Source organism: Burkholderia cepacia ATCC 25416, from assembly GCF_001411495.1.
In the GTDB taxonomy this organism is placed as follows: Bacteria; Pseudomonadota; Gammaproteobacteria; order Burkholderiales; family Burkholderiaceae; genus Burkholderia; species Burkholderia cepacia.
In genome coordinates this window covers 229,509-246,794 of record NZ_CP012981.1, presented here as the reverse complement: position 1 = coordinate 246,794, position 17,286 = coordinate 229,509, and the positions used below count along the sequence as shown (strand labels likewise).

Annotated in this window: 16 protein-coding genes; 10 read left to right on the top strand and 6 right to left on the bottom strand. The window is 68.4% G+C overall.

Annotated elements, in window-relative coordinates; genetic code table 11:
• Positions 1 to 93: 93 nt before the first annotated feature.
• Together APZ15_RS01150 and APZ15_RS01145 are read right to left on the bottom strand one after the other, a co-directional pair.
• The gene (locus tag APZ15_RS01150; protein ID WP_027789211.1) at positions 94 to 1,641 is read right to left on the bottom strand and encodes a sensor histidine kinase; all 1,548 of its coding nucleotides are present in this window, start codon (positions 1,639 to 1,641) and stop codon (positions 94 to 96) included.
• 17 nt (positions 1,642 to 1,658) lie between these two features.
• Entirely contained in the window at positions 1,659 to 2,387 is a 729-nt protein-coding gene (locus APZ15_RS01145) for a response regulator transcription factor (protein ID WP_027789212.1), read from the bottom strand.
• A 189-nt stretch (positions 2,388 to 2,576) separates the two neighbouring features.
• Here APZ15_RS01145 and recA point away from each other — a divergent pair, with 189 nt between their 5' ends.
• The 9 genes from recA to APZ15_RS01100 all read left to right on the top strand — a co-directional run bounded on the left by recA (position 2,577) and on the right by APZ15_RS01100 (position 11,753).
• Positions 2,577 to 3,647 carry a recombinase RecA gene (recA, locus tag APZ15_RS01140; RefSeq protein WP_021160193.1) on the top strand — a complete coding sequence of 357 codons (1,071 nt, stop codon included), beginning with the start codon at positions 2,577 to 2,579 and terminating at the stop codon, positions 3,645 to 3,647.
• The gene (gene recX, locus APZ15_RS01135; protein WP_027789213.1) at positions 3,647 to 4,516 is read left to right on the top strand and encodes a recombination regulator RecX; all 870 of its coding nucleotides are present in this window, start codon (positions 3,647 to 3,649) and stop codon (positions 4,514 to 4,516) included. Before recA ends, recX begins: the two co-directional genes overlap by 1 nt.
• Before the next feature lie 146 nt (positions 4,517 to 4,662).
• Positions 4,663 to 5,271, top strand: coding sequence for a DUF2889 domain-containing protein (locus APZ15_RS01130; protein WP_027789214.1), 609 nt, complete (start codon positions 4,663 to 4,665; stop codon positions 5,269 to 5,271).
• 68 nt (positions 5,272 to 5,339) lie between these two features.
• Entirely contained in the window at positions 5,340 to 6,506 is a 1,167-nt protein-coding gene (sucC, locus tag APZ15_RS01125; RefSeq protein WP_006755512.1) for an ADP-forming succinate--CoA ligase subunit beta, read from the top strand.
• A 68-nt stretch (positions 6,507 to 6,574) separates the two neighbouring features.
• Entirely contained in the window at positions 6,575 to 7,456 is an 882-nt protein-coding gene (sucD, locus tag APZ15_RS01120; RefSeq protein ID WP_006477916.1) for a succinate--CoA ligase subunit alpha, read from the top strand.
• A 161-nt stretch (positions 7,457 to 7,617) separates the two neighbouring features.
• Positions 7,618 to 8,322 carry a TerC family protein gene (locus APZ15_RS01115; RefSeq protein ID WP_027789215.1) on the top strand — a complete coding sequence of 235 codons (705 nt, stop codon included), beginning with the start codon at positions 7,618 to 7,620 and terminating at the stop codon, positions 8,320 to 8,322.
• Between the two features lie 97 nt (positions 8,323 to 8,419).
• On the top strand, positions 8,420 to 9,016 hold the full coding sequence (locus APZ15_RS01110; protein ID WP_027789216.1) for a pilin: 597 nt from the start codon (positions 8,420 to 8,422) through the stop codon (positions 9,014 to 9,016).
• A gap of 153 nt (positions 9,017 to 9,169) precedes the next feature.
• The gene (locus tag APZ15_RS01105) at positions 9,170 to 10,948 is read left to right on the top strand and encodes a PglL family O-oligosaccharyltransferase (protein ID WP_027789217.1); all 1,779 of its coding nucleotides are present in this window, start codon (positions 9,170 to 9,172) and stop codon (positions 10,946 to 10,948) included.
• A gap of 454 nt (positions 10,949 to 11,402) precedes the next feature.
• On the top strand, positions 11,403 to 11,753 hold the full coding sequence (locus tag APZ15_RS01100) for a TonB family protein (RefSeq protein WP_027789218.1): 351 nt from the start codon (positions 11,403 to 11,405) through the stop codon (positions 11,751 to 11,753).
• Between the two features lie 97 nt (positions 11,754 to 11,850).
• Here APZ15_RS01100 and APZ15_RS01095 read toward each other — a convergent pair whose 3' ends face one another.
• Both APZ15_RS01095 and moaC read right to left on the bottom strand, forming a co-directional pair.
• Entirely contained in the window at positions 11,851 to 13,056 is a 1,206-nt protein-coding gene (locus tag APZ15_RS01095) for a hypothetical protein (RefSeq protein ID WP_027789219.1), read from the bottom strand.
• A gap of 90 nt (positions 13,057 to 13,146) precedes the next feature.
• Positions 13,147 to 13,635, bottom strand: a complete 489-nt coding sequence (moaC, locus tag APZ15_RS01090; RefSeq protein WP_027789220.1) for a cyclic pyranopterin monophosphate synthase MoaC — start codon at positions 13,633 to 13,635, stop codon at positions 13,147 to 13,149.
• A gap of 273 nt (positions 13,636 to 13,908) precedes the next feature.
• On the opposite strand from moaC, the gene APZ15_RS01085 reads away from it, so the two are divergent.
• Positions 13,909 to 15,603, top strand: a complete 1,695-nt coding sequence (locus tag APZ15_RS01085) for a M48 family metalloprotease (protein ID WP_027789221.1) — start codon at positions 13,909 to 13,911, stop codon at positions 15,601 to 15,603.
• A 37-nt stretch (positions 15,604 to 15,640) separates the two neighbouring features.
• Here the strand turns inward: APZ15_RS01085 and APZ15_RS01080 are convergent, their stop codons facing one another.
• Entirely contained in the window at positions 15,641 to 16,228 is a 588-nt protein-coding gene (locus APZ15_RS01080) for a DUF2946 family protein (RefSeq protein ID WP_027789222.1), read from the bottom strand.
• Positions 16,221 to 17,258 carry a hydrolase gene (locus APZ15_RS01075; protein ID WP_027789223.1) on the bottom strand — a complete coding sequence of 346 codons (1,038 nt, stop codon included), beginning with the start codon at positions 17,256 to 17,258 and terminating at the stop codon, positions 16,221 to 16,223. Before APZ15_RS01075 ends, APZ15_RS01080 begins: the two co-directional genes overlap by 8 nt.
• Positions 17,259 to 17,286 lie beyond the last annotated feature (28 nt).

The following is a 17,286-nucleotide window of genomic DNA, read 5'->3' as shown; positions in this document are numbered from 1 at the left end:
AGTTTCGGCTTTTAGTGTCTATCGCGCTTTTAACGTCTCCGAAATCGTCGATTTCGGCGTAATCCGGGCAGCCTGCGGCGGCGCGCGTCAGGGTTAATCCGGGGCGGCTTCGGTCAGCGGCAGGCTGACGCGCACGAGCGTGCCGGCGAGGCGCGGGGCGTGCTGGTAGACGTGATCGTCGAGCGTCAGCGTGCCGCCGTGCTGCGTGGCGATCTCGCGCACGATCGCGAGCCCGAGGCCGCTGCCGTCGCCTTCGCGGCCGAGGATCCGGTAGAAGCGCTCGACGACGCGCTCGCGTTCGGCGGCCGGGATGCCCGGCCCGGTGTCCTCGACTTCGAGATGCACGAACCGCGCGGCGGGCTCGGCGCGCACGCGCACCGTGATGCGGCCGCCTTCCGGCGTGTAGCGGATCGCGTTGTCGATCAGGTTGCCGAGCATCTCGCGCAGCATCACCGGGTTGCCGTCGACGTCGAGCGGCGTGTCGTCCGGCGGGCCTTCGTAGCCGAGATCCATGCGTTTCGCGAGCGCGGCCTGCACCCAGTCGCGCACCGCGCGCCGCGCGAGCGAGGCGATTTCGACCGGCTCGAACGTCAACCCGCTCGCACGGTTCTCGGCGCGCGCGAGCGCGAGCAGTTGCGTGACGAGCCGCGCGGCCTGCTCGGAGCTCGTCGCGATCTGTTCGAGCGAGCGCTGCACGTCGGGCGGCACGGGGTGGCGCAGTGCGAACTCGGCCTGCGTGCGCAGGCCCGCGAGCGGCGTCTTCATCTGGTGGGCGGCGTCGGCGATGAAGCGCTTTTGCAGCGCCATGTTCTGTTCGAGACGGGCGAGCAGGTCGTTGAACGACGTGACGAGCGGCTCGATCTCGGGCGGCGCGCGCTGCGCCTCGACCGGCGACAGGTCGTCAGGCCGCCGCGCGCGGATGTGCGCCTGCAGCGCGTTGAGCGGCGCGAGCCCGCGCGACAGCCCGAACCAGACCAGCAGGATCGCGAGCGGCAGGATCACGAACTGCGGCAGGATCACGCCCTTGATGATGTCGTTCGCGAGCGCGTTGCGCTTGTCCAGCGTTTCGCCGACCTGCACGAGCACGGGCTGTGCGCTGTCCGATTGCGGCAGCGCGACCGTCGTATACGCGACGCGCACGTCGTTGCCGCGCAGCAGGTCGTCGCGGAACATGACGACGCCCGGCGGCGGGCGGTCCTCGTCGCGCGGCAGCGGCATGTCGGCTTCGCCCGCGACCAGTTCGCCGCGGGTGCCGAGCACCTGGAAATAGACGCTGTCGACGTTGTCCGCGCGCAGGAAGTCGCGCGTCTGCTGCGGCAGTGTCAGCTCGGCGACGCCGTTTACCGGATGGATCTGCCGCGCGAGCACGTACGCGTTGGTCTCGAGCGCGCGATCGAACGGACCGTTCGCGATCGTCTTCGCGACGAGGTAGGTGACGGCGATGCTCATCGGCCACAGCAGCAGCAGCGGCGCGAGCATCCAGTCGAGGATCTCGCCGAACAGGGAGCGCGGGCGCGGCGCCTCGGGCGCATCGGTTTCGTCGGGCGGCGCGAACGGGTTCTCGTAGCGCGCGTCGCGCGCCTCGTCGGCGGCCGACGACGGCGCGCCGGTCGGGTGGCGGGTATGGGCCGGCGTGGCCATCGCGGCGACGCCCGTGGTCAGCGCAGCGGCGTGCCGGCCACCGCGGGCTGGGGCGCGGCCGAGTCGGCGGGCGTGGTCGGCGCCGCCTTCTCGAGGCAGTAGCCGAGGCCGCGCACGGTCGAGATCCGTACGCCGCTGGGTTCGATCTTCTTGCGCAGCCGGTGCACGTAGACTTCGATCGCGTTGTTGCTGACTTCCTCGCCCCATTCGCACAGATGGTCGACGAGCTGCTCCTTCGACACGAGCCGGCCGATCCGCTGCAGCAGCACCTCGAGCAGGCCGAGCTCGCGCGCGGAGAGGTCGAGCACGCGATCGTTCGCGTACGCGATGCGGCCGACCTGGTCGAACGCGAGCGAGCCGTGGCGCACGACGGTCGGGCCGCCGCCCGCACCGCGCCGGGTCAGCGCGCGCACGCGCGCCTCGAGCTCGTTGAGCGCGAACGGCTTGGCCATGTAGTCGTCGGCGCCGAGGTCGAGCCCCTTCACGCGCTCGTCGACGCTGTCGGCGGCCGTCAGGATCAGCACGGGGAGGTTGGAATTGCGGGCGCGCAGGCGCTTGAGCACGTCGAGCCCGGACATTTTCGGGAGCCCGAGGTCGAGGATCAGCAGGTCGAACGTCTGCATCGACAGTGCCGTATCGGCATCGACGCCGCTCTTCACGTGGTCGACCGCATAGCCCGATTGGCGGAGTGACCGGGTGAGGCCGTCCGCGAGTATGCTGTCGTCTTCCGCGATGAGAATTCGCATGGTGCTGACCGATGGCCGGCGGGGCGTTCGCGCCGGCCGGCTGTCTCCGAAGTTATTCGTGTACAACGCAGCCTGCATTGCGGGCTTGCACAAAACACTGTTTTTTTATACAGTGTCTGCATTCGTGGGCGGCGCTTGAAAGCGGGCGCGCCTCTGACAGACGCTGCTCATCATAGCAAAGGACGATTCATGGAAGATAGCAAGAAGGGCTCCGGGATGACCGCCGAGAAGAGCAAGGCGCTGGCCGCCGCGCTTGCCCAGATCGAGAAGCAGTTCGGCAAGGGCTCGATCATGCGCATGGGCGACGGCGAGGCGGCGGAAGATATCCAGGTCGTCTCCACGGGTTCGCTGGGCCTCGATATCGCGCTTGGCGTCGGCGGCCTGCCGCGCGGCCGGGTGGTCGAGATCTACGGCCCGGAATCGTCCGGTAAAACCACGCTCACGCTGCAGGTCATCGCCGAACTGCAGAAGCTGGGCGGCACCGCAGCGTTCATCGACGCCGAGCACGCGCTCGACGTCCAGTACGCGTCGAAGCTCGGCGTGAATGTGCCGGAACTGCTGATCTCGCAGCCGGACACCGGCGAGCAGGCGCTGGAAATCACCGATGCGCTGGTGCGCTCGGGCTCGATCGACATGATCGTCATCGACTCGGTCGCGGCGCTCGTGCCGAAGGCCGAAATCGAAGGCGAGATGGGCGATTCGCTGCCGGGCCTGCAGGCCCGCCTGATGTCGCAGGCGCTGCGCAAGCTGACCGGTACGATCAAGCGCACGAACTGCCTGGTGATCTTCATCAACCAGATTCGTATGAAGATCGGCGTGATGTTCGGCAACCCGGAAACCACGACGGGCGGTAACGCGCTGAAGTTCTATGCGTCGGTGCGTCTCGACATCCGCCGGATCGGCTCGATCAAGAAGAACGACGAGGTGATCGGCAACGAAACCCGCGTGAAGGTCGTCAAGAACAAGGTGTCGCCGCCGTTCCGCGAAGCGATCTTCGACATCCTGTACGGCGAAGGCATTTCGCGTCAGGGCGAGATCATCGATCTCGGCGTGCAGGCGAAGATCGTCGACAAGGCCGGCGCCTGGTACAGCTACAACGGCGAGAAGATCGGCCAGGGCAAGGACAACGCGCGTGAATTCCTGCGCGAGAATCCGGAAATCGCGCGCGAGATCGAGAACCGCATCCGCGAATCGCTCGGCGTCGTCGCAATGCCCGATGGTGCAGGCAACGAAGCCGAGGCGGTGGACGAAGAAGAGTGATGGTCGGGCGCCGAGGTCAGGCTGGCGAGCCGGAGGAGAGCGACGCGCCCGAAGCGGCGGGTCGTCCCGGCCGGCGAGCCGGATCCTCGAGCGCCGATCGGCGGATCGCGGGCAGCCATGCCGCGAACCGCACCGCGACGAGGGCATCCGACGATGCCCTCGTTTCGTTTGAGATTGCCGCACCGGACGATCCGTTCGACGACGATGAATCGTTCGACGCGCACGACCGCTCCCGTCGTCGCGTGTCCGGTGTCAGTTTCCCTGGCGATCGCACAGTCGATGCGTCGGCGCCGGCCAGGGAAGATGTCTACACGCGCAGCAGCCAGCATCCGCGCCGCACGCGTCGAGCGTCGGGCGCTTCTGCCGGCACGTCTTCCGGTGATGCGCCCACCACCGGCGAACGCAAGTCGTCGAAGCCGCCGCGGTCCTTGAAGGGGCGTGCGCTCGGCTATCTGTCCAGGCGTGAATACAGCCGCGCGGAACTCGCGCGCAAGCTTGCGCCCTACGTCGGCGAAGACGAATCCGTCGAACCCGTGCTCGATGCGCTGGAACAGGAAGGCTGGCTGTCCGATGCGCGTTTTGCGGAGAGTCTCGTGCATCGCCGCGCGTCGCGTGTCGGCGTCGCACGCATCGTCAGCGAGCTGAAGCGCCATGCGGTCGGCGACACGCTCGTCGAGGAGGTGAACGCGCAGCTTCGCGAGACCGAATGGGCACGTGCGCAGGCGGTCTGGCGCAAGAAATTCGGTGCACTGCCGCAAACGCCGGCCGAGCGGGCGAAGCAGGCGCGCTTTCTCGCTGCGCGGGGCTTCTCGAGCGCGACCATCGTGAAGTTGCTGAAGGTCGGCGACGATTTCCCGATCGACGACTGACCGTGCCGATCGCGCGCGTGGCGCGCGATTTTGCTGCAACGCAACTGCTTCCGGACAGGCGGGAATACCCGCCGTCGCGTCAAAGTGTCTCAAATACCCAATATGCTAAAATCCGTGGGTTTTCCTCTTCGGCCTCAACCTCCAGCATGCCGCTATCCGAGCCCGTGCCCCGTCAGTTGCGACATCGACGCGCAATCCGAGCGGAAGCTTACGAGCGCGGCGACGGCTTGTGGGACATCGAAGCCTGCCTGACCGACCACAAGCCGCGCGATGTCGCGCTTGCGTCGGGCATCCGGCCCCAGGGCCTGCCGATCCACGAACTCTGGCTGCGCGTGACTATCGATCGTGACCTCAATGTCGTCGACGCCGAAGCGTCTTCGGAATGGGTTCCCTATCCCGGTCACTGTCAATCCGCTTCCCCCGCCTATCGGGCCCTCATCGGGCTCAACCTCTTCCGCAATTTCCGCCGCAACGCGAACCGGCTGCTCGCCGGCGTCGCAGGCTGTTCCCATCTCACCGAACTGTGCGCCGTGCTGCCGACGGCAGCGATCCAGGCGTTCGCCGGTGACGTGTGGAACGTGCGCGAGGAGGGCGGCGAAGGGCCGGATCAGGGCGACGTGCACGCCGAACCGCCTTTCCAGCTCGGCCGCTGCCGGGCGTTGCGGTTCGACGGCGAGGTCGTGCGGCAGTATTACCCGCGGTGGTATGGCCCGCTTCGGCCGGATTTGTCCGGTGATGGCAGCACGAAGGAATGAACGGAAATCATTCGAAGAAGCGTCTAAAGCGACTTTTCATCCAACTCTCAGACTGAAGGGAATCACGCATGAAGATTCACGAGTACCAGGGTAAGGAAATCCTGCGGAAATTCGGAGTCGCGGTACCGCGCGGCAAGCCGGCGTTCTCGGTTGACGAGGCCGTCAAGGTGGCAGAAGAGCTCGGCGGCCCGGTATGGGTCGTGAAGGCTCAGATTCACGCGGGTGGCCGTGGCAAGGGCGGCGGCGTGAAGGTGGCGAAGTCGATCGAGCAGGTCCGCGAATACGCGAACCAGATCCTCGGCATGCAGCTCGTCACGCACCAGACCGGTCCGGAAGGCCAGAAGGTCAACCGTCTGATGATCGAAGAAGGCGCGGACATCAAGCAGGAACTGTATGTCAGCCTCGTCGTCGACCGCATCTCGCAGAAGATCGTGCTGATGGGTTCGAGCGAAGGCGGCATGGACATCGAAGAAGTCGCCGAAAAGCACCCGGAACTGATCCACAAGGTCATCGTCGAGCCGTCGACGGGCCTGCTCGACGCGCAAGCCGACGACCTCGCCGCGAAGATCGGCGTGCCGGCCGCATCGATCCCGCAAGCGCGCGCGATCCTGCAAGGCCTGTACAAGGCATTCTGGGAAACCGATGCATCGCTGGCTGAAATCAACCCGCTGAACGTCTCCGGTGACGGCAAGGTCATCGCACTCGACGCGAAGTTCAACTTCGACTCGAACGCGCTGTTCCGTCACCCGGAAATCGTCGCGTACCGCGACCTGGACGAAGAAGATCCGGCTGAAATCGAAGCGTCGAAGTTCGACCTCGCGTACATCTCGCTCGACGGCAACATCGGCTGCCTCGTGAACGGCGCAGGCCTCGCGATGGCAACGATGGACACCATCAAGCTGTTCGGCGGCGAACCGGCGAACTTCCTGGACGTCGGCGGTGGCGCGACGACCGAGAAGGTCACGGAAGCGTTCAAGCTGATGCTGAAGAACCCGGACCTGAAGGCGATCCTCGTGAACATCTTCGGCGGCATCATGCGCTGCGACGTGATCGCGGAAGGCGTGATCGCCGGTTCGAAGGCCGTGAACCTGAACGTGCCGCTCGTCGTGCGCATGAAGGGCACGAACGAAGACCTCGGCAAGAAGATGCTGGCCGATTCGGGCCTGCCGATCATCTCGGCGGACAGCATGGAAGAGGCTGCGCAGAAGGTTGTCGCGGCTGCCGCAGGCAAGTAAGCGCGCTCAATGAATAGGTATGGCGGCGCGGCTTGCACGCGACGCCAATCGAACAGAGGTCAAAATACATGTCGATTCTGATCAACAAGGACACGAAGGTCATCACGCAGGGCATTACCGGCAAGACCGGTCAGTTCCATACGCGCGCCTGCCGTGAATACGCAAACGGCCGCGAAGCATTCGTCGCGGGCGTGAACCCGAAGAAGGCCGGCGAAGATTTCGAAGGCATTCCGATCTACGCGAGCGTCAAGGAAGCGAAGGCAGAAACCGGCGCGACCGTGTCGGTCATCTACGTTCCGCCGGCAGGCGCAGCTGCTGCGATCTGGGAAGCGGTCGAAGCCGACCTCGATCTCGCGATCTGCATCACGGAAGGCATCCCCGTGCGCGACATGATCGAAGTGAAGGACCGCATGCGTCGCGAAGGCCGCAAGACGCTGCTGCTCGGGCCGAACTGCCCGGGCACGATCACGCCGGACGAACTGAAGATCGGCATCATGCCGGGTCACATCCACCGCAAGGGCCGCATCGGCGTCGTGTCGCGTTCGGGCACGCTGACGTATGAAGCCGTCGCGCAGCTGACGGCACTGGGCCTCGGCCAGTCGTCGGCAGTCGGTATCGGCGGCGACCCGATCAACGGTCTGAAGCACATCGACGTGATGAAGATGTTCAACGACGATCCGGATACGGACGCAGTCGTGATGATCGGCGAAATCGGCGGTCCGGACGAAGCCAATGCCGCCGAGTGGATCAAGGACAACATGAAGAAGCCGGTCGTCGGCTTCATCGCTGGCGTCACGGCGCCTCCGGGCAAGCGCATGGGCCACGCCGGCGCGCTGATCTCGGGCGGTGCGGATACGGCCGAAGCGAAGCTGGAAATCATGGAAGCGTGCGGCATCACCGTCACGCGCAACCCGTCGGAAATGGGCCGTCTGCTGAAGAAGGCGCTGTAATATTTCCCCCTGGGTTCGTCCTGCAAAAAACGCCGGCCTTGCCGGCGTTTTTTGTTATGCTCGCGCAATGAATTCGTAAGCACCCACCGGACATGCGTCGTGCATGTGCCGGCGATGAACCCGGCCGCCTGCCAGGCCGCCACTGTCCTGCACATCACCCCATGCTCGAATTCCTGACGTCGCTGCACTGGGGCGCCGTGCTCCAGATCGTCATCATCGATATCCTGCTCGGCGGCGACAACGCCGTCGTCATCGCGCTCGCATGCCGCAACCTGCCCGCGAACCAGCGGCTGCGCGGTGTTGTCTGGGGCACCGCGGGTGCGATCCTGCTGCGCGTCGCGCTGATCACGTTCGCGGTTGCGCTGCTCGACGTGCCGTTCCTGAAGTTCGGCGGCGGGTTGCTGCTGCTGTGGATCGGCATCAAGCTGATGGCGCCGGCCGCCGATGCGCACGACGACATCAAGCCGGCCAGCCGGCTGTGGGACGCCGTGAAGACGATCGTGATCGCCGACGCGGTGATGAGCCTCGACAACGTGATCGCGATCGCCGGCGCGGCCGAGCAGGCCGACCCGTCGCACCGGATCCCGCTCGTGATCTTCGGGCTCGTCGTCAGCGTGCCGATCATCGTGTGGGGCAGCACGCTGGTGCTGAAGCTGCTCGACCGTTTCCCGATCGTCGTGGCGCTCGGCGCCGGGCTGCTCGGCTGGATCGCGGGCGGCTTGATCGTGAACGACCCGGTCGGCGACCGCTGGCCGGTGCTCGACACGCAGCCGGTGCTCTACGGGGCGAGCATCGCGGGCGCGCTGTTCGTCGTGGCGATCGGTTACGCGCTCAGGCGGCGCAGCGGCGCACCGCGCGCACACTGACACTGGCCATCCGGCCGACTGCCGGATTCACGGCCTGCTGGCTACGATCGAGACGCCTGCCTTTAACGGCAGGCGTTTTTCGTTTCCGGAGCCTGCCATGTTCGAAGCCTTTTCCGTTTCCCTGTTCCGTCGTGTTGCCGCCGACCTGCGGCGCGCAAACCGGTCGTCGCCGCGCTGGCGGCCGGCCGGCTTCACGCTGATCGAACTGATGATCGTGCTCGCGATCGTCGGCGTGATCGCCGCCTATGCGATTCCCGCGTACCAGGATTACCTTGCGCGCTCGCGTGTCGGCGAGGGGCTCGCGCTCGCGTCGTCCGCGCGGCTCGCCGTCGCCGATAACGCCGCGAGCGGCGCGGGCCTCGACGGCGGCTACAGCCCGCCGGCCGCGACCCGTAACGTCGAATCCGTCGCGATCGACGGCGAGACCGGCCAGATCACGGTCGCCTTCACCACGCGCGTCGCGGCGGCGGGCGCCAATACGCTGGTGCTCGTGCCGTCCGCGCCCGACAAGGCCGACGCGCCCACCGCACGCGTGCCGCTCAAAAAGGGCGCGATGCAGGCCGGCGCGATCGCGTGGGAGTGCTTCGCCGCCGGCAAGGACGCGTCGTCGCTGCCGGCGCCGGGAGCCGGGCCGTTGCCGGGCGATGCCGCGACGCTGCCTGCGAAATATGCGCCGGCGGAGTGCCGCGCGTAGTGCCGGCAGCGGAGCAGGGCGGCACGGGCAGCATGCTGGCCGCCGCTTCGGTCGGCCGGGGCGGCCGCCCTGCGCCGCGGCGCGGCGCGAAGGCCCCGCACAGAGGGGGGAAAGTTTTGTATAGTGCGCCGGTTGCTGACATCCGGTTCGCTCATGCCTTCTACTTTTTCCCGTTCGTTGCCGCTCGTTGCGCTGGCTGTCGCCCTGATCGTGCCGTACGCGATCACGAATCACACGTATCCGATCCCGACCTTCTATTCCGAGTTTTCCGCGCTGGTGCTGTATCTGCTGGTGGGAGTGTCCGTCGTGCTGCTCGCGCGCACCGGTCGCCCGGCCGAACCGTTCGCCGCGCCGGCCGCATTCGTTGCGCCGCTCGGGTTCGCGGTGGTGCTCATCGCGCAGGTCGCGCTGATTCCGCTCAAGGTGCCGTCGATGAACTGGCTCGCGGTCGGCTATCTCGCCGCCGCGCTGGTCGCGATGCAGGCAGGTTTTACGCTCGCGCGCGACGGGCTGGCCGAGGCCGTGTCGCGGATGATGGCCGGCGCGCTGCTCGTCGGCGGCGTGTTCGCGGTCGGCACCCAGATCGTGCAGTTGTTCCACCTCGAGTCGGCGCTGTCGCCGTTCGTCGTGATGTACAACGTCGCGGTCGATCGCCGCCCGTACGGCAACATGGCGCAGGCGAACCATCTGGCCAGCTACATCGCGTTCGCGCTTGCGGGCGCGCTGTATCTCGTACAGACGCGCCGGCTCGCGGTATGGGCGTGGCTCGCGCTGTCGCTCGTACTGTCGGTCGGCCTTGCGCTGACGGTGTCGCGCGGGCCGTGGCTGCAGGTCGCGGTGATGGTCGTCGCGGGCTTCTGGATGGCGTGGCTTGAAACGCGCCGAGCACCGGGCAATGCGCGCGCGTGGCTGATCCCGGTCGTGCTCGCGGTGGCGTTCATCGCGGTGAACGTCGCGGTGCGCTGGGCCAACGTGCACTATCACCTGAACCTCGCGGAATCCGCGGCCGACCGGATGCGTGACGCGGGGCAGATCGCGCCGCGCCTCGCACTGTGGAAGTACGGGCTCGCGATGTTCCGCGAGCACCCGCTGCTCGGCGTCGGCTGGGGCGAGTTCCCGTCACACCAGTTCGCGCTCGTGCGCTCGCTGGGCGGCGTCGAGATCGCGAACAACTCGCACGACATCTTCATCGACCTGCTCGCGAAGTCCGGCCTCGTCGGCCTGGGCGTGCTCGTCGTCGCGCTCGTGACGTGGTTCGTGCGTGCGGTGCGCGCGCCGCAGTCGAGCATGCGCGTGTTCGGCTTCGCGCTGATCGGCATCCTGCTGATGCATGCGCTGGTCGAGTATCCGCAGCAGTACATGTTCTTCCTGTTGCCGGCGATGTTCGTGATCGGGCTGCTCGACGTGAAGCCGCTGCGTTTCCTGCCGGGGCGTGCAGCCTTCGGGCTGTTCACGGTGCTGTCGGTCGGCGGCGTGCTGGCGGCGGTGCCCGTGCTGCGCGATTACCAGCGCGCGGAGGTGCTGTATTACGGCAGCGATCCGGCCGCGCAATACCGCGACGCGCCGTCGTTGCTGTTCGGCGCCTGGGGCGAATACGGCGCGGCCACGCTGCTCCCGATTTCGGCGGACGACCTGCCGGCCAAGCTCGCCGCGCACGAGCGCGCGATCGCGCTGCTGCCTGGCGAGACGGTGCTGCGCCGCTATGCGGTGCTGCAGGCACTGGCCGGCCGCGAAGCCGATGCGCTCGACACCGTCGCGCGCCTGCACGTGTTCGCGAAGGAGCTGAAGGACTGGCCGCAACAGCTGGCGGCGCTGTACAAGCTGTGCGACCAGCAGCCGGCGCTGAAGACGTTCAAGGCGGCGGTCGTCGCGAAATACGGCGAAGTTCCGGCCGACGCGGCCGACGACGAGGACGACGACGATTCGGATTGATACGTGCGGCCCCTGCCGGAACGGGGAATGCCGGCAGGGGCCGCGCCGTGCGAGAGCCAGCGGCGCGTGCCGAACGCAACCGCCCGGCGTGAACCGGGCGAATCCGGCCGCGTATCGATTACCTCGTGGATTGCGCGGATTCCGGCTGAAGGCACGGCGATTCGCGTCAACCATTGTCAAATCGCCGCCGCTCGCCGGGCGGCGCGTGCACAATGCGCGAAAGCGCTCGCGTGCCGGCCCGTGTGGGGCAGGGGCGACGCGAACACCGGCAACACCGGGCCACCCGGGAAGTCCGCCACGCAGGATCGCGGCCGAGCATCGATCGGCCGTGCGGCCGTAACGGGGCGCCGGTCCGATGGCCGCGGCGCGGTGTGACGCATGCGATGCGACCGGGCGATGTTCCCCGGCGCGCGGCGCGTTCGTCCGCAACAGTGCTGAAGAACGATATTCGACCATGGCTATTCGCTCGACCTACCTGATCCTGCCCGCCGTCGCGCTGCTGTTTTCCGGCTGCGCGATGCTGTCGTCTTCGCAGGAAAGCAAGCTGACCTGCCACATTCCGCGCGCCGTCTATCCGGATACCGCGAAGCCGCTCACGCGTCCGGCGACCGTGCTCGTGCGCGCGCTGATGACGACGTCCGGCGAAGCGCAGAACGTCACCGTGACGACGAGCAGCCGTAATGCGGCGGCCGATCGCGCGGCCGTCGACGCGATGACGCACGCAACCTGCGTACAGACGGGCGCGACCGCGAATCCGTTCCTGCTGACCCAACCGTTCGTGTTCGAGCCGCAGCGCGGCAAGTGATGCGCGGGCGGCGCGGCGTGCGTGCCGGTCGCCGTCCGGTATGGTTTCCTGCCAGCCCCTTCGCTGCGCGCGGCCTTGGGCCGCGCGTGCCCGACGTTCAGTGCCGCGGCATCAGGTTCGTGCCGCGGCAAGCCGGCTCGGCCGCCGTGCTCAGCCCGAGCAGCGTGAACCCGTTGCGTTCCTGGCGAATCTGCGCGTAGTGCCGCGCAACCGTCTCCCCGGTGTTGCCCGTCAGATCGAGTTCGACCTGAAAGCGGTCCTTGCTGTCCGAGCAGCCACGCACCGGCCCGTACTCGAACCCGGTACCGGGCGCCTTGCGGGCCTTGTCGAACGCCTGCCGGCCCTTCAGCGCGGCAGCCGCGGCGGCGGGTTCGCTCCATTCGCGCGCCTGCGCATCGTTCACATTCAGCCATTCGTCGACGAAATCGCGGCCGTTGAGCGCAACGGGTTGTACGCGCTGCACGGTGCCGCCGTCGACGCGATAGCGGAAGACACCTGGCCGCGTCAACACTTCGCTGTCCATCGAGCCGACCGTCGCGCGCACCTCGAAGCCGTCGGGGCGCACCTTGAACCGGATCGGGTTTTCGTCGAGCACGTAGCTGTTCTCGGCATGGAACAGCACGCGTTGCGCGGTCGGGCCGTCGGCCGGTGCGACCACGTCCGCGGCGAACCGGCTCCAGCGCGACGCGCACCACGGCGTCCCGTGGACGACCGCAACCTGCCCGCCGGGCAGCGCCGAGAACCAGAAGCCGCCGCCGTACGCGCCGCCGATGTCCTTGTAGTCGTCGGCCTGCCAGCGCAGCACGCGGCGCCAGCCGCCGTTTTCCCATGCGTAGGCGGTCAGCAGGTTGTCGTCGCCGCATGCGATGTCGAAGCCGGCGCGCACGAAGAGCAACGGGCGGGACGTGCCGCCGCGTTCGACGTCGACGTCCGGATTGCGGCCGAACGCCGATTCGCCGTCTTTCGGCTGGACGGGCCGGGCCGGCACGCCGAGCGCGGCTGCGAGCGTGCGTTTCAGCGCGGCCGGGTCGACCTGTTCGTCACTGCAGGCGAGCCGCGTATCGATCGCGCCGGCGAGCGCCTGCTTGTACGCACGCAGCGCGTCGCGCAGCGGCGGCGAAATCTCGACGCCGGGCCCGTCGCTCGGCGGATTGCGGATCTGCTGTACGCGGTGCTGCGCGTCGATGGCCGCGCGCGCGGCGGTGTCGGCGGCGGGGCAGGCGCCGGCGGCCGATGCGACGGCCGGCAGCAGGAAGAGCGCGCACAGCAGCGGTGCGGCGCATTTCAGCGTGGGATTCTTCATGAGTAAGGTGTTCTTCTGGTTTTTATCGTTCGAACGGAGCATCGCTACGGCCGGCGCTGCCCCGTGAATGGCGGCTGTTACCGCTGGCGGTCAACCCGCGACGTCTTCCGCCTTCCAGTCCCCCGACTTCCCGCCGCGTTTCTCGCGCACGCTCACGTCGGTGATCACCATCCCGCGATCGACGGCCTTGCACATGTCGTAGACGGTCAGCAACCCGACCTGCACGGCGGTCAGCGCTTCCATCTCGACGCCGGTCCGGCCGAACGTCTCGACCTGCGCGACGCAGTGGACGCCCGGCAGCGCGTCGTCGAGCTCGAAATCGACGGCCACGCGCGTCAGCGCGAGCGGGTGGCACAGCGGGATGAGGTCGGCCGTGCGCTTGGCGCCCTGGATGGCCGCGATGCGCGCGACACCGAGCACGTCGCCCTTCTTGGCCTTGCCGTCGCGGATCAGTGCGAACGTGGCCGGCAGCATCCGGATCGTGCCGCGCGCGATCGCGATGCGTTGGGTTTCCTGCTTGCCGCCGACGTCGACCATGTGCGCATGGCCGGCGGCGTCGAAATGGGTGAGTCCTGACATGTCGTGCTCCAGTGGAACGGCGTGCTCGCACGAGCACGTCCGTCGATCCTGCTTCGCGATCGGGCAGCGCGCGGCATCCGAAACCGGCTCCGCGACCCGATGCAACGCTTCAACGGGCGCTTATCATAGCAGCGGCGTTCGCGTCGCCGGAGCGCAGATGGCACCGCCGCGGCACGGGACAGTCATCGCGGCGCCGGTACAATGACCCGAATATTCAGACCAAACGCCGCGATGCGCGCCCGGCGCGCGGGACGGCGTCGTTTTCATCCTGCCATGCGTGTCAAACAGTTGCTTGCCGTGTCGCTGTCGGTGGCGCTCGCGTTGCCGCCGAGCGGCCATGCGCAGCGTGCGTCCGCACCGCCGCTCGAAGCGGCGGCCGACGGCGCCCGGTCGATTTCCACCGTGCCGTCCGGCATCGCGGCCGGCGTATTCGGTACGTACGGCGGCGCGGAGAGCCGGTTCTCCGACGTGGGCGGCGCATCGGCACCGGCCGCGAGCCTGCGCGCGCCGCTTCGCGCGCTCGAGCTGCCCGATCTGGGCGACGGCTCCGGCGGTTCGCTGACGCCGCAGGCCGAGCGCCGGCTCGGCGAGCGGGTGATGCGCGAAGTGCGGCGCGATCCCGACTATCTCGACGACTGGCTCGTGCGCGACTACCTGAATGCGATGGCGGCGCGGCTCGCGGCCGCGGCGGCCGCGCGCTTCATCGGCGGCTACACGCCGGACTTCGACCTGTTCCCGGTGCGCGATCCGCAGATCAACGCGTTCTCGATGCCGGGCGGCTTCATCGGGATCAACAGCGGGCTCGTCGTCACGACGCAGACGGAGTCGGAACTCGCGTCGGTGGTCGGCCACGAGATGGGGCACGTGCTGCAGCGGCACATCGCGCGGATGATCGGCGCGAACGAGAAGACCGGCTACACGGCGCTCGCGACGATGCTGCTCGGCGTGCTGGCGGGCGTGCTCGCGAGAAGCGGCGACCTCGGCAGCGCGATCGCGATGGGCGGGCAGGCATACGCGGTGGACAACCAGCTGCGCTTCTCGCGTTCGGCCGAGCGGGAGGCCGATCGCGTCGGCTTCCAGTTGCTCGCGGGCGCGGGCTACGACCCGTACGGGATGCCGGGTTTCTTCGAGCGGCTCGATCGCGCGTCGATGGGCGATGCGGGCGTGCCCGCGTATGCGCGCACGCACCCGCTGACCGGCGAGCGGATCGCCGACATGGAGGATCGCGCGCGCCGCGCCCCGTACCGGCAGCCGCGCCAGTCGCCCGAATACGGGTTCGTGCGCGCGCGGCTGCGGATCCTGCAGAACCGCGCGCCGACCGACATCGCGGCCGAAGCGCGTCGGATGCAGTCCGAGATCGACGATCGCACGGCGCCGAACGTCGCGGCGAACTGGTACGGCATCGCGCTCGCGAACGCGCAGCTCGGCGAGTACGACGCGGCCGGCAAGGCGCTTGCGTCGGCACGCACGGCGTTCGACGCGCGCGAGCGGCGCGAGGACGATCCGGCGACGAGTTCGCCGAGCCTCGACGTGCTGGCCGCCGACATCGCGCGCCGTGCGGGGCGCGCCGACGAAGCGGTGCGGCTCGCGGCGCTCGCGCAGCGGCGCTGGCCGGCGTCGCACGCGGCGATCGTCGAGCATCTTCAGGCACTGATCGCGGCGCGCCGTTTCGCCGACGCGCAGGCGCAGGCGCGCGCGCAGGCGAAGGCCGACCCCGAGCAGCCGGACTGGTGGGACTATCTCGCGAAGGCGAGCGACGGCAAGGGCGACGTGCTGGCGCGGCGCCGCGCGCTCGCGGAGAAGCTTGCGCTCGACGGCGCGTGGCCGTCGGCGATTCGTCAGTTGAAGGAAGCGCGCGACGCGAAGGATGTCTCGTTCTACGAGCAGTCGATGATCGGTGCACGGCTGCTGGAATTCGAGGCGCGCTACAAGGAAGAGCGCGACGACGAGAAGAACGGCCGCGGGTAGCGTCCGGCGCGCGCCGGGCGCGCGAAGCCGCTGCGGGTCAGGCGTCGCCGCCGGCCGCGTCGCGGGCCTGTCGTGCCGGGCTGGCGACGTAGCCGAACCGCGCAGGCACGTCCGCGCAGACGATGCTGCCGAGCGGCAGCGTGCGGCCGTCGCGCCAGCGCAGTACCGGCGGTGCGGCGTCGAAATCCGCGTGATCGGCGAACAGCCCGAGATCGTGATCGTGCAGCGCCGCGATGCGCGGCGCCGTGCCGGCCGAGCGAAACAGCACGCCGCCCGCGTCGTCGAGCCATGCTTCGTCCGGTTCGAACGGCGTACCGGTCTGGTCGGTGAGCGCGAGTTGCCCGTCGCGTTCGGCCAGGCGGACGACCCACGGCGTATAGGCAAGCTCGACGTACACGCGCTGAGGTCCGTTCTGGAAGAACCACTGGCCCTGCGCGTCGCATTCGTAGTTGCGGCCGATGAACGCGTTCAGCGCCGCATGCCGGATCGGCGAGCCGAGCTCGCCGGCCGCCTGGGCCGCGTCGTCGCGCAGCCGCCATTCGCCGCGCCGGTCGAGCAGCAGCCAGCCGGTACAGTGCGGCACGTTCGGCCATTTGGCGAGGGCCTGCCTGACGATGTCATCCATGGTCGACGAATTTGGAGCAATAGCCGAACACCCGCGCCGACAGCCAGTCGAGACGGCCGGGGAACGGCCCGGTCATGAATCCCGCGTGTCCGCCGTCCGCGGGCTGGTCGAGCTCGACGGCCGGCGATACGTCGGCCGGGCCCGGCAGCGCGGACTCGGGCAGGAACGGGTCGTTGCGGGCGTTGAGGATCAGCGTCGGCACGTCGATCGCCGGCAGCAGCGGCCGGGTCGTCGCCTTCGTCCAGTAGTCGTCCGCGTCCGCGAAACCGTGCAGCGGGGCGGTCACGACCTCGTCGAAGTCGCGCATCGTCACGGCCTGCAGCATCGCTTCACGGTCGAACAACCCCGGATACTGGTCGAGCTTCGCGAGCGCCTTGCGCTTGAGCGTCTTCAGGAAGCTGCGCGTGTAGACCATCGCGAAGCCTTGCGACAGCGCGCGCCCGCCCGCGTGCACGTCGATCGGCGTCGAGATCGCGGCGGCCGCCCGCAGGATCGACGTGTCGCTGCGATGCTCGCCGAGCCAGCGCAGCAGCACGTTGCCGCCGAGCGACACGCCGGCCGCAACCAGCGGCCCGCGATGCTGCGTGGCGAGCCGGCGCAGGATCCAGTCGACTTCGGCGCTGTCGGCGAGATGGTAGAAGCGCGGCTGGCGGTTGATCTCGCCGCTGCAACTGCGAAAGTGCGGGACGACCGCGTGCCAGCGCTTCGCGCGCGCGGCGGCCATCATCGCGAGCGCGTAGTGCGAGCCCGAGCTGCCTTCGAGGCCGTGGAACAGCACGAACAGCGGCGCATCGGGCGGCGGCGCCGCGCTGTCGAGATGCGCGACCCAGTCGAGATCGATGAAATCGTGGTCGGGGGTTTCCCATCGCTCTCGTCGGTAAGCGACGGCCGGGCGCCGTGCGAACAGCGCGGGCACGATGGTCTGGGCATGGCTGTTCGGCAGCCAGCGCGGTGCGCGATAGCGCAATGAATCGTCGTTGGGGGCCGGGGCCCCGGTCAGCGGCGAGGTGGGCGGAGAAGCCGTACTCATGATCGCCCCGCTAATGCGTTGCTTCGTT

Coding starts and splice junctions, on each gene's coding strand:
- moaC (WP_027789220.1), bottom strand. CDS start 13,635: ATGTCAGGACTCACCCATTTCGACGCCGCCGGCCATGCGCACATGGTC.
- recX (WP_027789213.1), top strand. CDS start 3,647: ATGGTCGGGCGCCGAGGTCAGGCTGGCGAGCCGGAGGAGAGCGACGCG.
- APZ15_RS01080 (WP_027789222.1), bottom strand. CDS start 16,228: ATGGATGACATCGTCAGGCAGGCCCTCGCCAAATGGCCGAACGTGCCG.
- APZ15_RS01145 (WP_027789212.1), bottom strand. CDS start 2,387: ATGCGAATTCTCATCGCGGAAGACGACAGCATACTCGCGGACGGCCTC.
- APZ15_RS01115 (WP_027789215.1), top strand. CDS start 7,618: ATGCTCGAATTCCTGACGTCGCTGCACTGGGGCGCCGTGCTCCAGATC.
- APZ15_RS01105 (WP_027789217.1), top strand. CDS start 9,170: ATGCCTTCTACTTTTTCCCGTTCGTTGCCGCTCGTTGCGCTGGCTGTC.
- APZ15_RS01100 (WP_027789218.1), top strand. CDS start 11,403: ATGGCTATTCGCTCGACCTACCTGATCCTGCCCGCCGTCGCGCTGCTG.
- sucD (WP_006477916.1), top strand. CDS start 6,575: ATGTCGATTCTGATCAACAAGGACACGAAGGTCATCACGCAGGGCATT.
- APZ15_RS01085 (WP_027789221.1), top strand. CDS start 13,909: ATGCGTGTCAAACAGTTGCTTGCCGTGTCGCTGTCGGTGGCGCTCGCG.
- recA (WP_021160193.1), top strand. CDS start 2,577: ATGGAAGATAGCAAGAAGGGCTCCGGGATGACCGCCGAGAAGAGCAAG.
- APZ15_RS01095 (WP_027789219.1), bottom strand. CDS start 13,056: ATGAAGAATCCCACGCTGAAATGCGCCGCACCGCTGCTGTGCGCGCTC.
- sucC (WP_006755512.1), top strand. CDS start 5,340: ATGAAGATTCACGAGTACCAGGGTAAGGAAATCCTGCGGAAATTCGGA.
- APZ15_RS01110 (WP_027789216.1), top strand. CDS start 8,420: ATGTTCGAAGCCTTTTCCGTTTCCCTGTTCCGTCGTGTTGCCGCCGAC.
- APZ15_RS01130 (WP_027789214.1), top strand. CDS start 4,663: ATGCCGCTATCCGAGCCCGTGCCCCGTCAGTTGCGACATCGACGCGCA.
- APZ15_RS01075 (WP_027789223.1), bottom strand. CDS start 17,258: ATGAGTACGGCTTCTCCGCCCACCTCGCCGCTGACCGGGGCCCCGGCC.
- APZ15_RS01150 (WP_027789211.1), bottom strand. CDS start 1,641: ATGGCCACGCCGGCCCATACCCGCCACCCGACCGGCGCGCCGTCGTCG.